The organism is Mitsuaria sp. GD03876 (assembly GCF_029840635.1).
In the GTDB taxonomy this organism is placed as follows: Bacteria; Pseudomonadota; Gammaproteobacteria; order Burkholderiales; family Burkholderiaceae_C; genus Roseateles.
Window position 1 is genome coordinate 18,848 of record NZ_JAOCCU010000047.1, and the last position, 12,843, is coordinate 31,690.

Sequence of the window (12,843 nt, forward strand, 5' to 3'; positions counted from 1 at the left end):
CCGCTACACTTTCGCCCTGTATGACGACCCACGCCGCCCTCACCCATTCCCGCGCGCTCGACGTCGCGCGCCAGTGCCTGCAGGTCGAGGCCGACGCGCTGCTCGCGCTCGGTCCCCGCCTCGGCGAATCGTTCGAGCAGGTGGTCCGCAAGATCCTGGGCTGCACCGGCCGCGTGGTGGTGATGGGCATGGGCAAGAGCGGCCATGTCGGCCGCAAGATCGCCGCCACGCTGGCCTCGACCGGCACGCCGGCGTTCTTCGTCCACCCGGGCGAAGCCAGCCATGGCGACCTCGGCATGGTCACCGTCACCGACATCGTGCTGGCGCTGTCCAACTCCGGCGAGAGCGACGAGCTCAACGCCATCATCCCGGTGCTCAAGCGCCTGGGCGTGCCGCTGATCGCCATGACCGGCGGGCTGTCCTCGTCGCTGGCGCGGCATGCGGACTGGGTGCTGGATTCGCGGGTCGAGCAGGAAGCCTGCCCGCTGAACCTCGCGCCGACCGCGAGCACGACGGCGCAGATCGCGCTCGGCGACGCGCTCGCCGTCGCGCTGCTGGACGCGCGCGGCTTTCGCGCCGAGGATTTCGCGCGCTCGCATCCGGGCGGCTCGCTCGGCCGCAAGCTGCTGACGCACGTGCGCGACCTGATGCGCAGCGGCGACGCGCTGCCGCGCGTGGACGCGGCGCTGCCGCTGCTGGACATGATGCGGGTGATGTCCGACAAGGGCCTGGGCTGCGCGGTGCTGACCGACGCCGACGGCCGGGTCGGCGGCATCTTCACCGACGGCGACCTGCGCCGCCTGATCGAGCGCGGCACCGACCTGCGCGGCCTGACGGCCGCCCAGGTGATGCATGCGAATCCGCGCACCGTGGCCGCCGACGCGCTGGCCGTCGACGCGGCCGACCTGATGGAGGCGGCGCGCATCACGCTGGTGCTGGCCGTGGACGACGACCAGCGCCTCGTGGGCGCGATCAGCATCAACGACCTGATGCGCGCGAAGGTGATCTGATGAGCGGCTCCGAGATGTCGACCCGACCGGTGGTCCGCGAGCTGCGGCCCGCGCTGTCCTTCCCGCCCGAGCTGCTGCTCAAGGCACAAGGCCCGGGGCTCGGGCTCAAGGCGGCGATCTTCGACGTCGACGGCGTGCTGACCGACGGCCGCATCTACCTGAGCGAGCGCGGCGAGGACTTCAAGGCCTTCGCCACGCTCGACGGCCACGGCCTGAAGCTGCTCGCGCAGGGCGGGATCGTGCCGATCGTCATCACCGGGCGGGACTCGCCGGCGGTGCGACGCCGCGTCGCCGACCTGGGGCTGGCGCACGCGGTCTACGGCGCGAAGAACAAGCTCGCCGCGGCGCAGCCGCTGCTCGACCAGCTCGGCCTGGACTGGGCGCAGGTCGGCGCGATCGGCGACGACTGGCCCGACCTGCCGCTGATGGTGCGGGCCGGCTTCGCCTGCGCGCCGGCGCAGGCGCACGCGGAGGTCAAGGCGGTCGCCCACCACGTCACCGCGGCCGCGGGCGGCCACGGCGCCGCGCGCGAGTTCTGCGACCTGCTGCTGATGGCGGCCGGCCAGTACGCCCGGCTGCTGCACGGCCACCTGGAAACGCTGGACGGGAGCGGCCACTGATGGCGGCGCTCGCTCCGCCGCCGGTGGCGCCGCGCCGCCGCGCCCAGCCGCTGCTGTGGCGCCTGCAGGCCATGCTGGCCAACTACGTGCCGCTGCTGCTGATGGCGATGCTCGCGGCCTTCACCTGGTGGCTGATCAAGAACACGCCGCAGCTGGAGGCGCCGCGCGAGCGCGCCGCCCCCAAGCATGAGCCGGACTACCGGATGAACGGGTTCGAGGTCGAGCGCTTCAGCAGCGACGGCCGCCTGACCGGCCGCGTGATCGGCACCGAGATGCGGCACTACCCGGACAACGACACGCTGGAGATCGACGCGCCGCAGCTGCGCGCCTACGGCAAGCAGGACGAGCTGCTGGTGGCCGACGCGCAGCGCGGCGTGTCCAACGGCGACGGTAGCGAGGTGCAACTGCTCGGCGACGTGAAGGTCAAGCGTTATCCCGGCGGCGACCCCACGCAGGCGCCCGACCTGGAGCTCTACGGCGAGTTCCTGCACGCCGACGTGCCGAAGCAGCAGATCCGTTCCCACCTGTCGGCGCGCGTCGTCGGCATGGGCGGCGAGATGCAGGTCAGGAGCTTCGTCTACGACCAGCTCACGGGCCGCCTGACCTTCAGCGGCGGTGGCCGCGCGACCTTCTCGGCCCGGCCGGGCGTGCGCGCCGCGCTGCCGCCCGCCAAGCCGGCCGCCGCTTCCGCGCCTGCCGCGACCCGCAAGCCATGAATCGACTCGTCTACATCACCGGTGCCTCGAGCGGCATCGGCCAGGCGCTCGCGCTCCAGTACTACCGCGAGGGCTGGGACCTCGCGCTGGTGGCGCGACGCGTCGAGGACCTCACCGCCTGGGCGCAGGCGCAGCAGCTGGCGCCGGCGCGCTGGCGGGTCTATCGCGCCGACGTCAGCGACGTCGAGGCGATCGCCGCGACCGGCCGGCGTTGCATCGCCGAGCAGGGCCTGCCCGAGGTCGTCATCGCCAACGCCGGCATCAGCATCGGCATGGACACGGCGATCTACGAGGACCTCGCGGTGATGCAGCGGATCTTCGCCACCAACAACATCGGCCTGGCGGCGACCTTCCATCCCTTCGTCGCGCCGATGCGCGAGCGCCGCCGCGGCACGCTGGTGGGCATCGCCAGCGTGGCCGGCATCCGCGGGCTGCCGGGGCATGGGGCGTATTGCTCGAGCAAGGCCGCGGTATTCAGTTATTGCGAGAGCCTGCGCGGCGAATGCCGGCCCGACGGCGTGAAGGTCGTGACGATCGCGCCGGGGTATGTCGATACGCCGCTGACCCGCGAGAACCGCTACGGCATGCCGTTCCTGATGCAGCCCGAGGACTTCGCGCGCAGGGCCTACGAGGCGATCGAGGCCGGCGCGCGGGTGCGCTTCATCCCGTGGCAGATGGGCGTCGTGGCGCGCGCGATGCGGCTGCTGCCGGGCGCGGTCTTCGACCGGCTGCTGGCCGGCCGGCCGCGCAAGCACCGCCAGGGCGAGCACTGAGGCCGGACGCTCGTCGCCGTCGTTGGACACGGCGGGCGACGACGCCAAAAACAAAGGGCGCTCCGAGGAGCGCCCTTCTTCATTCATCGCGAGGCGGGGATCAACCCCGCCTTGGCTCAGTAGCCGCCGCGACCGCCGCCGTAGCTGCCGCCGCCGCCACCACCGTAGCCGCCGCCGCTGCCACCGCCGCCGTAGCCGCCACGGCTGCCGCCGCCACCGCCGTAGCCGCCGCGGCCACCGCCGCCGCCACCACCACCGTAGCCGCCGCCACCACCGCCGCCGCCGTAGCCGCCGCGGCTGCCGCCGCCGCCACCACCGTAGCCGCCGCGGCCACCGCCGCCGCCGCCACCGAAGCCGCCACCGCCGCCCGGACGGTCTTCACGCGGACGAGCCACGTTGACCACGATCGCACGGCCTTCGAGGGCCTGACCGTTCATGCCGTTGATGGCGGATTGCGCTTCGTCGTCGGTCGACATTTCCACGAAGCCGAAGCCCTTGGAACGGCCGGTCTCGCGGTCCATCATGACCTTGGCGGAGATGACGGTGCCGAATTGCGAGAATGCCTCCTGGAGCGACTCATCTCGCACGCTGTAAGCGAGGTTGCCCACGTATAGCTTGTTTCCCATGGGGGAAGCCCTTTCAAAACCAAATAACCCAATGTGCTGCTTCAACCCATCGTGAACCACTCATACGAAGGCGCTGCATTCAGGCGATCCGATTATGTGTGACAGGATTGGCGGTTCGCAACGCGTCAAGCCGGTTGTTGTTTTTCAGCTTCTGCGCACAAACCCCGAGCAGTGTCGGAGGCGTTGAATATTCCTCGCCGCCGGCCTAAAGCCATGGCAAAACAGGCTCCCGACCACCCCCCGCCGGCCTCGGTGTTTTCCACTATCCGGAAGAACCCGTGCTGAATCCGCACATCGAGGCGCCAATCGCCCCGCCGGGCGCGCCACGGCACGCCGATGGCCTGCGCGTCGTTTCGCTGGTGCCGTCGGTGACGGAACTGCTCTTCGCCCTCGGATTGGGTCCCTGGATCGTCGGCCGTACCGGTTTTTGCATTCACCCCGCGCCAGCGGTGTCAGCAATATCAAAGATCGGCGGAACGAAGGACGTCCAGCTCGACAAGCTCCGGGCGCTGGCGCCGACGCACGTGGTGGTGAACGTCGACGAGAACCGGCTCGACACCGTCGAGGCGCTCCGCGCCTTCGTCCCCCACGTGGTGGTGACCCACCCCTGCGGCCCCGAGGACAACCTGACCTTGGTCACCCAGATGGTGGGCATGGTGGAAGTTTTTGCCGCCGAACTGGGGGTCAGGTCTGAACCCCCCGGCAGAAATGTCCGCAACTCGGAGGATCAGGGAAATCCCCCTCCGCTGCCGGATGTCCCTGATCTCCGTGACCGCGCCGCGCGCCTCGCCGCCGAGTTGCGGGAGGAACTGGCCGCCTGCCGGGCGTTCCGTTCGGCACCGCGCCAGGGGCCGGCGGCGCCGCGTGTCCTCTATCTGATCTGGCGCGACCCCTGGATGACGGTCGCGCGCGACACCTACATCGCCCGGATGCTCGCCGAGGTCGGCTGGCACAGCTGGCCGCCGGTGGAAGGCGGCGAGAGCGGCGCGGCCCGCTACCCGGTGCTGGCCGGCGAGGAGCCCTGGCTGGCCGAGATCGACGAACTGCTGCTGAGCTCCGAGCCCTACCGCTTCGACGAGCGGCACCTGGCCGAGGCCCGGGCGCTGTGCCCCAACGCCCGGGTGCGGCTGGTCGACGGCGAGCTGGTCAGCTGGTACGGCCCCCGCGCCGCCGAGGGCCTGCGTTACCTGCGTGGACTGGCGCGGGCTCCGCGATGATCGCGCCCATGACGACGAGCCCCTCCGCGAACGCCTCGCCCGCCGTGCCGGCCGCCGGCCAGGTCCTGCTGCTGGAAGACGACCCCGCGATCGCCCAGACCGTGTGCTTCATGCTGGAGCGCGAGGGCTACCGGGTCCGCGCCTGCGGCTGGGTCCACGAGGCCCGCGCGGCGCTGGCCGCCTCGCCGCCGGACCTGGCGATCCTGGACGTCGGCCTGCCGGACGGCAACGGCCTGGACCTGTGCCGCGAACTGCGCCAGGGCGCGCTGGCGCGGCTGCCGGTGCTGGTGCTCAGCGCCCGCAGCGAGGAGGGCGACAAGGTGCTGGGCCTGGAACTGGGCGCGGACGACTACCTCGCCAAGCCGTTCAGCAACCGCGAGCTGGTGGCGCGCGTGCGGGCGCTGCTGCGTCGCGCGCAGGCGTCGGCGGAACCGGCCGCGCCGGTGGTCGCCGGTTTCCTGGTCGAGGCGGAGGGCTCGCGCGTGCGCTTCCACGGCGAACTGCTGCCGCTGACGCGGCGCGAGCTCGGCCTGCTGCTGCGCCTGCTCAAGGCGCCCGGGCGCATCCACAGCCGCGAGAGCCTGCTCGACGCCGTCTGGGGCCTGGACGCCGACAGCGGCGACCGCACCGTCGACACCCACATCAAGACGCTGCGCGCGAAGCTGCGCCAGGTGCGGCCTGAACTCGACCCGATCCGCACGCACCGCGGCATGGGCTACTCGCTGGAGTGACGGCGGATGCGCCTGGGCCTGCGGCTGTTCCTCGGCTTCTTCCTGGTGGCGGGGCTGAGCGCCTTCATCCTGCTGCGCGTCGTGCTGGGCGAGTTCAAGCCCAGCGTGCGCGAGGTAATGGAGGACATGATGGTCGACACCGCCAACCTGGTGGCCGAGCTGGCGCGCGACGAGCTCGCCGCGATGCCGCCCGGCGGCGACCTGACCGGCACGCGCTTCGCGCAGCGGGTGCGCGACTATGCCGAGCGCCCGGTCGACGCCCGCATCCTGAGCGCCCGCAAGCGCACGCTGGACTTCCGCATCTACGTGACCGACGCGGCCGGGCGCGTGGTGCTGGACACCAGCCCGGCACCGGCGACCGGCCAGGACTACTCCGGCTGGAACGACGTCGCCCGCACGCTGCGGGGCGAATACGGGGCGCGCTCGACGCCGGAGCTGCTGACCTCCTACGGCAACGCCGGCGAGCTGGGCAACGGCAAGGACGCCAAGGGCAGCCCGGTGATGTACGTGGCGGCGCCGGTGCGCCTGGACGGCCGCACGATCGGCGTCGTCACCGTCGCGAAGCCGGCGGCGGCGGTGCAGCAGATCATCTACCGCGCCGAGCGCCGCATCTGGATCGCGGGCCTGACGCTGCTGGCGGTGTCGCTGGCGGTCGGCGTCGCGGTGACCGCCTGGATGATCGCCACGGTGCGGCGGCTGCGGCGCTACGCGCAGGAGGTGCAGCTCGGCCAGCGCCAGGCGCCGCCGAAGGTGCCCGGCGAGCTCGGCGACCTGGCCTCGGCGATGGACGCGATGCGCGAACGCCTGGATGGCCGCGAGCGCCTGGAGCACATGGTGCGCGCGCTGACGCATGAGCTCAAGAGCCCGCTGGCCGCGCTGCGCGGCGCGGGCGAGCTGCTGCAGGACGAGTTGCCGGCGGCCGACCGGCAGCGCTTCGCCGCGCAGGTCGTCTCGCAGAGCGAGCGGATGACCGAGCTGGTCGAGCGCCTGCTGGCGCTGTCGACGCTGGAGCTGCGGCGTGGGCCGGAACATCCGCGGCCGGTGACGCTGGTCGAGGTGGTCGACGAGGTGCTCGCGCAACTCGACGACCGGCTGCAGCAGCAGGCGCTGACGGTCCGCTGGCTGGGACGCGACCCGGTGCGCCTGCAGGCCGACGCCGAGATGCTGATGCTGGCGATCAGCAACCTGCTGGCCAACGCGCTGGACTTCGCGCCGGCGGGCTCGGTGCTGGAGCTGCGGGTCGGCGTCGCGGACGACGCCGCGCTGGCCGCCGACGCGGCGCGCGACGGACGCCGGCGTGTGTTCTTCGAATTGCGCGACCATGGTCCCGGCGTGCCGCCGGCGGCCTTCGCGCAACTGGGGGAGCGCTTCTTCTCGACCGCCCGGCCGGGCAGCCTGCGCAAGGGCTCGGGCCTGGGCCTGGCGATCGTGCGCCAGGTCGCGGAGCTGCACCGAGGCGCGCTGCGCTTCGAGCCGGCCGACCCGGGCCTTCGCGTGCGGCTGGACTTCCCCGATTTCACCGCCGGCTCACAAACTTCGTCCTGATCTCACCGCCGCTGCCGAGACTGCCGCCTTCCCTGGACTGCCCGAGGGCAAGGAGAAGAACGATGCAAGTGAAAGCGCTGTGGTGGAAGCTGGTGATCCTGGCCGGCGTGACGCTGGTGTTGATGATCGCGCTGCTGCGGATCGGCTGGCTCGTCGACGAGCGCCAGCAACGCCAGCGGGCCGCCGAGGCCGGCGTCGCCGCGGCGCAGGCGGGACCGCAGGTGCTGCTCGGCCCCGTCGTGCAGCGCAGTTGCACCGAGGAGTGGGACGGGATCGGCGGCGGCGGCAAGGAGCCGCTCAAGCCGGTCACCGAGCGCCGTGACTTCATCCTGTCGGCCTTGCCGTCCGAGCTGACGGTCGACGGCACCCTCAATCAGGAACCACGCCGCCGCGGGCTGTTCAAGGTCAACGCCTACGCGGGCCAGGTCGGCCTGCAGGCGCGCTGGTCCAACCTTGCCGCCCTGACGCCGCCGGCCCCCCGCAACGCGGGGCGGATCCAGTGCGACGCCCCGCGCGTGGTGGTGGCCGTCAGCGATTCGCGTGGCCTGCGCCAAGTCACCGTCAAGCGGGGCGAGGCGGCCTTGGTCGTGCGCCCGGGCACGCGCAACGACAGCTACCCGCGCGGGCTGCATGCCGTGCTGCCGGCTCATGCGCTGGACGAGCCGCTGGCCCTGTCGGTCGCGGTCGACCTCATCGGCATGACCGACTTCGGCGTCGTGCCGGCCGCCGCCGCCACGCAGGTGACCCTGCGCTCCGACTGGCCGCATCCGAGCTTCGGCGGCCGCTTCCTGCCGGCGACGAGCACCGTCGGCCCGAAGGGCTTCGAGGCGACCTGGAAGGTGTCGGAACTCGCCACCACCGCGCTGCGCGACGTCGCCGCCGGCCGCGGGCTGCCCGCGATCGATCGCGACCCCGAGGCCGGCGGCTATCCGATGGCCCCCGTGTCCGACGCGAAGAACGCGCAGATCGCCGATACGCTGGCCTTCTCGATGATCGACCCGGTCAACCCCTACGTGATGAGCGACCGCGCCATCAAGTACGGCCTGATGTTCATCGTCCTGACCTTCGTCAGCGTCGGCCTGCTGGAGCTGCTGTCGGGCCGGCGCGTCCACCCGGTGCAGTACCTGCTGGTCGGCCTGGCGATGACGCTGTTCTTCCTGCTGCTGCTGAGCCTGTCCGAGCACCTGAGCTTCCCGCTCTCCTATGGCCTCGCCGCCGCGTCGGCCATCGGGCTGCTGGCCTTCTACGGCGCGTCGATGCTCGGCTCCGCGCGCCGGGGCCTGGGTTTCGGCGCGCTGGTCACGGTGCTCTACGCGGCGCTGTTCGTGCTGCTGAACCTGGAGAAGGCCGCCCTGCTGGTCGGCGCGGTGCTGCTGTTCGCGGTGCTCGCGGCGGTGATGGCGCTGACGCGCCGCATCGACTGGTACGCGCCCGGCGGGCGCACTGCGGATCTGCCGCAAGCGGAGCTCGCCGGCACTCGGTGACAACGCGGTTGCCGCCCCTGTCCGGGTCGGTCAGCATGGGTCTCCACCAGACCCGGCACGACCACAAGGACATGGGCGCAGACAACCCCGCAGGGCAGGCGCCGACTGGCGCCGCCACCACCGCAGCTACCACCGCCGGCTCGGCCTCCGGCGGCTTCGACTTCATCGTCGTGGGCGCCGGCACCGCCGGCTGCCTGCTCGCCAACCGCCTCAGCGCCGACCCGTCCAAGCGGGTGCTGCTGCTCGAGGCCGGCGGCCGCGACGACTACCACTGGATCCACATCCCCGTCGGTTACCTGTACTGCATCGGCAATCCGCGCACGGACTGGCTGTTCAAGACCGAGCCCGACCCCGGCCTGAACGGCCGCAGCCTGCGCTACCCGCGCGGCAAGGTGCTGGGCGGCAGCTCCAGCATCAACGGGATGATCTACATGCGGGGCCAGACCCGCGACTACGACGGCTGGGCCGCCGCGACCGGCGACGACGCGTGGCGCTGGGACGAGGTGCTGCCCTACTTCCGCAAGCACGAGGACCACTGGCGGCTGGACGACGGCGGCGAGCGGCCGCCCGGCTTCGACCCGGCGATGCACGGCCACGGCGGCGAATGGCGCGTCGAGAAGCAGCGCCTGCGCTGGGCGGTGCTGGACGCCTTCGCGTCCGCCGCGCAGGAAGCCGGCATCCCGGCCACGCCGGACTTCAACCGCGGCAACAACGAGGGCGTCGGTTACTTCGAGGTCAACCAGCGCGCCGGCTGGCGCTGGAACACGGCCAAGGCCTTCCTGCGGCCGGCCTGCTACCGGCGTCCCAACTTCGAGATGTGGACCGGCGCGCACGCGCAGCGCCTGCTGACGTCGACGGCCGACGGTCAGGTGCGCTGCGACGGCGTGCGCGTGCGCACGCCGCAGGGGCTCGAGGAGGTCCACCTGAACCCGGGCGGCGAGGTGCTGCTCGCGGCCGGCGCGATCGGCTCGCCGCAGCTGCTGCAGCTGTCGGGCATCGGGCCGGCCGGGCTGCTCCAGCGCCATGGCATCGAGGTCGTGCGCGACCTGCCCGGCGTCGGCGGCAACCTGCAGGATCACCTGCAGATCCGCGCGGTGTTCCAGGTCGACGGCGTCAGCACGCTCAACACGCTGGCGTCGAGCTGGTTCGGCAAGGCGCGCATCGGCCTGGAGTACGCGTTGCGCCGCAGCGGTCCGATGAGCATGGCGCCGTCGCAGCTCGGCGCGTTCGCGCGCAGCGGTCCGGACAAGGCCTGGCCCGACCTGCAGTACCACGTGCAGCCGCTGTCGCTCGAGGCCTTCGGCGAGCCGCTGCACACCTTCAACGCGTTCACCGCGAGCGTCTGCAACCTCAACCCGACCAGCCGCGGCCATGTCTCGATCCGCAGCGCCGACGCGGCCGACGCGCCGCTGATCGCGCCCAACTACCTGAGCACCGCCGAGGATCGCGACGTCGCCGCGCGCAGCCTGCGCCTGACGCGGCGCATCGTCGAGCAGCCGGCCTTGTCCCGCTATCGGCCCCGCGAGCACAAGCCCGGCGTGCAGTTCCAGAGCGACGAGGAACTCGCGCGGCTGGCCGGCGACATCGCCACGACGATCTTCCATCCCGTGGGCACCTGCCGCATGGGCCGCGCCGACGACGACGCGGCGGTCGTCGACAGCCGGCTGCGGGTGCGCGGCGTCGCCGGGTTGCGCGTCGTCGACGCCAGCGTGATGCCGACGATCACCAGCGGCAACACGAATTCGCCGACGCTGATGATCGCGGAGCGCGCCGCCGCCTGGCTGCGCGCCGGGGACTGATCAGGCGCCGAAGCGTTCCTCGACGTAGGCCAGCAGCGTGCGGATGGTCTGGGCCTCGCCCCCGACCGGACGGCCCGGGCGGGCGATGTCGTTCCAGGCGAAGAGGTCGACGTGCAGCCAATCCTGCTCGGCCGGGATGAAGGCCTCCAGGAACAGCGCCGCGTTGATCGCGCCGGCCAGCGCGCTGCGGCCGGTGTTCACGATGTCGGCCAGGCTCGAGGTGATGCCTTCCTTGTAGGGCGCCCACAGCGGCATGTGCCACAGCGGATCGTCCATCTTGAGGCCCAGGTCGACCAGGTCGCGCGCGGTGTCCATGTGCTTGGCGAACAGCGCCGGCAGCTGCGCGCCCAGCGCGATGCGCGCGGCGCCGGTCAGCGTGGCCAGGTCGATGATCAGTTCCGGCTTGGACTCGCTCGCGTAGGCCAGCGCGTCGCACAGGATCACGCGGCCTTCGGCGTCGGTGTTGCCGATCTCGATGTGCAGGCCCGCGCGCGTCTTGATGACGTCGCCCGGCCGATAGGCGTTGCCGCTGATCGCGTTCTCCACCGCCGGGATCAGCACCTGCAGGCGCACCGGCAGCTTCAGCGCCATGATCAGCGTGGCCAGGCCCAGCGCGTTGGCCGCGCCGCCCATGTCCTTCTTCATCTGGCGCATGCCGTCGGCGGGCTTGATGTCCAGGCCGCCGGTGTCGAAGCACACGCCCTTGCCGACCAGCGTCAGCCGCGGGTGCTTGTCGCTGCCCCAGTTCAGTTCGACCAGGCGCGGCGCGCGGTCGCTGGCGCGGCCGACGGCGTGGATCGCGGGGAAGTTCTTCTTCAGCAGGTCGTCGCCGACGATCTCCTTGAACTTCGCGCCGTGCTGCTTGGCGACGACCGCGGCGGCCTTGGCCAGTTCCTCGGGGCCCATGTGCTCGGCCGGCGTGTTGACCAGGTCGCGCACGGCGGTCATCGCGGTGGCGATCGCCAGGCCGCGCTGGCCGTCCGGGCTGCTCTTGATCAGCAACTGCGCCGGCTGGCGCTTGCGCGGCTTGTAGAGGTCGAACTGGTAGCAGCCCAGTTCCCAGGACAGCGCGGCCGCCTCGTCCTGCAGCGGCAGGCCGTCGGCGGAGAGGGTGTAGTCGCCTTCGGGCAGCGCCTGCGGCAGCGCCGACAGCGCGAACGGATGGGCCGCGTGGGCGACGCCGGCGAAGACCTGCGCCAGCTTGCCGTCCTCGCCCGGCACCAGGGCGAAGGTGTCCGGCGCGGCCGAGAAGCCCAGCGTCGCCAGCCACTGCTGGGTGCGCTTGGGCAGCTTCGGGGCGAGGGCCTGGTAGGCGGCGCGGTCGAGCGCCAGGATGGGCGTGGCGCGGGCCACCGAGTTCTTGAATTGGACGTTCATCGATGCACCGGCCTGCCGCGGGTCGCGCGGGGAACCGGCCTGGGGTTGGCGGTGGCGCATTCTCGCTCGCCGTCCCCCATGGGACGGATTCGATTCGCCCGTCCGGGGGCACCCTTCGTCGGGCGCCCTTCAACAGGCGCCAGTCAGCAGGACTGTCGCAGGCGCGACAGCAGCGCCTGGGCGGCCGCGGTCGAACCGGCCGGGGCGGTCGGGCTGGCGGCGCGCATCGCGGGGTTGTCCTCCACCGCCTGGATCAGCCGCTGCGCCGCCGCCGGGCCCGGCAGCACCGGGCCGATGAAACACACCTGCTCCCCACGGCCGATCAGCAGCGTGGGGAAGGTCTCGACCTCCAGGTCGTCCACGAGTTCGGCGTCGTCCTCGATGTCCACCCACAGGAAGCGCGCGCCGGGGTGCGCCTGCCGCAGCGTGGCGAAGTCGTCCCGATAGGTGTCGCAGGTCCGGCACCAGGCGGCGCACAGGCAGGCCACCAGCAGGTCGGAGGGACCGTCCAGGGCGGGGGACGACGCGGTCGGCGAGGGGGAGTCGGCGGACATGGGGGGCGAGCTTAGCCGAGTTGCTTCCGGCGGGCGGCCGTTCGCATTGCGTCCAACGCACCGTTGTGGTGCGTCATGCGTGACGATGGCGCGACTCTTGTTCAGATTTGTGAGGACGCTGTCAACGTTGCGCCAATGGGCCGCGTTAGCTGGCACAAAGCGGCTATTCCCTCCGCTTCATGCCCCTGATAGGCAAGAAGGTCCCCGACCATGATGAAGTCCCAAACCCGTACCGAATCCCAGCCCCGTCGCCTCCCGATGCCGGAACTGGCGACCCACGACAAGGGCCGCAAGCACGAGGCGTTCGAAGTCGCCAGCCTCGGCTGCGACCGCCGCAGCGTCGCCCGCGCGCTGCGCTTCGACCGCAAGCGCTGATCCCGGGAGCGGGACC

General features: G+C 71.9%; 13 protein-coding genes. 10 read left to right on the top strand and 3 right to left on the bottom strand.

Going from position 1 to position 12,843, the window contains the following annotated elements:
- Window positions 1–20 precede the first annotated feature (20 nt).
- From N5D62_RS23120 to N5D62_RS23135, 4 genes are read left to right on the top strand one after another with little or no spacing between them, the layout of a single operon-like run.
- Window positions 21–1,010 carry a KpsF/GutQ family sugar-phosphate isomerase gene (locus tag N5D62_RS23120; RefSeq protein WP_279760300.1) on the top strand — a complete coding sequence of 330 codons (990 nt, stop codon included), beginning with the start codon at window positions 21–23 and terminating at the stop codon, window positions 1,008–1,010.
- Window positions 1,010–1,630: an HAD hydrolase family protein gene (locus N5D62_RS23125; RefSeq protein WP_279760301.1), complete on the top strand. Its 621-nt coding sequence runs from the start codon at window positions 1,010–1,012 to the stop codon at window positions 1,628–1,630. Before N5D62_RS23120 ends, N5D62_RS23125 begins: the two co-directional genes overlap by 1 nt.
- Window positions 1,630–2,346, top strand: a complete 717-nt coding sequence (lptC, locus tag N5D62_RS23130) for an LPS export ABC transporter periplasmic protein LptC (RefSeq protein ID WP_279760302.1) — start codon at window positions 1,630–1,632, stop codon at window positions 2,344–2,346. The genes N5D62_RS23125 and lptC overlap by 1 nt, the downstream gene beginning before the upstream one ends.
- A complete protein-coding gene (locus N5D62_RS23135; RefSeq protein WP_279760303.1) occupies window positions 2,343–3,119 on the top strand; it encodes an SDR family oxidoreductase in 777 nt (258 codons plus the stop codon). The genes lptC and N5D62_RS23135 overlap by 4 nt, the downstream gene beginning before the upstream one ends.
- A 116-nt stretch (window positions 3,120–3,235) precedes the next feature.
- Here N5D62_RS23135 and N5D62_RS23140 read toward each other — a convergent pair whose 3' ends face one another.
- Window positions 3,236–3,745, bottom strand: coding sequence for an RNA-binding protein (locus N5D62_RS23140; RefSeq protein ID WP_279760305.1), 510 nt, complete (start codon window positions 3,743–3,745; stop codon window positions 3,236–3,238).
- Between the two features lie 293 nt (window positions 3,746–4,038).
- Here N5D62_RS23140 and N5D62_RS23145 point away from each other — a divergent pair, with 293 nt between their 5' ends.
- From N5D62_RS23145 to N5D62_RS23165, 5 genes are all read left to right on the top strand, one after another.
- Window positions 4,039–4,962, top strand: a complete 924-nt coding sequence (locus N5D62_RS23145) for a helical backbone metal receptor (RefSeq protein ID WP_279760331.1) — start codon at window positions 4,039–4,041, stop codon at window positions 4,960–4,962.
- An 8-nt stretch (window positions 4,963–4,970) separates the two neighbouring features.
- Entirely contained in the window at window positions 4,971–5,693 is a 723-nt protein-coding gene (creB, locus tag N5D62_RS23150) for a two-component system response regulator CreB (RefSeq protein WP_279760306.1), read from the top strand.
- Window positions 5,694–5,699: 6 nt separating this feature from the next.
- Window positions 5,700–7,238 carry a two-component system sensor histidine kinase CreC gene (creC, locus tag N5D62_RS23155; protein ID WP_279760307.1) on the top strand — a complete coding sequence of 513 codons (1,539 nt, stop codon included), beginning with the start codon at window positions 5,700–5,702 and terminating at the stop codon, window positions 7,236–7,238.
- A gap of 62 nt (window positions 7,239–7,300) precedes the next feature.
- The gene (gene creD / locus N5D62_RS23160) at window positions 7,301–8,722 is read left to right on the top strand and encodes a cell envelope integrity protein CreD (protein WP_279760308.1); all 1,422 of its coding nucleotides are present in this window, start codon (window positions 7,301–7,303) and stop codon (window positions 8,720–8,722) included.
- A 71-nt stretch (window positions 8,723–8,793) separates the two neighbouring features.
- On the top strand, window positions 8,794–10,521 hold the full coding sequence (locus N5D62_RS23165) for a GMC family oxidoreductase N-terminal domain-containing protein (protein ID WP_279760309.1): 1,728 nt from the start codon (window positions 8,794–8,796) through the stop codon (window positions 10,519–10,521).
- On the opposite strand, the gene N5D62_RS23170 is transcribed toward N5D62_RS23165, so the two are convergent.
- Together N5D62_RS23170 and N5D62_RS23175 are read right to left on the bottom strand one after the other, a co-directional pair.
- Window positions 10,522–11,898 (bottom strand): leucyl aminopeptidase family protein, encoded by a 1,377-nt coding sequence (locus tag N5D62_RS23170; protein ID WP_279760310.1) that lies wholly within the window; start codon window positions 11,896–11,898, stop codon window positions 10,522–10,524.
- A 143-nt stretch (window positions 11,899–12,041) separates the two neighbouring features.
- The gene (locus tag N5D62_RS23175; protein WP_279760311.1) at window positions 12,042–12,452 is read right to left on the bottom strand and encodes a thioredoxin family protein; all 411 of its coding nucleotides are present in this window, start codon (window positions 12,450–12,452) and stop codon (window positions 12,042–12,044) included.
- A 210-nt stretch (window positions 12,453–12,662) separates the two neighbouring features.
- Here N5D62_RS23175 and N5D62_RS23180 point away from each other — a divergent pair, with 210 nt between their 5' ends.
- Window positions 12,663–12,827: a hypothetical protein gene (locus tag N5D62_RS23180; protein ID WP_279760312.1), complete on the top strand. Its 165-nt coding sequence runs from the start codon at window positions 12,663–12,665 to the stop codon at window positions 12,825–12,827.
- Window positions 12,828–12,843: the final 16 nt, after the last annotated feature.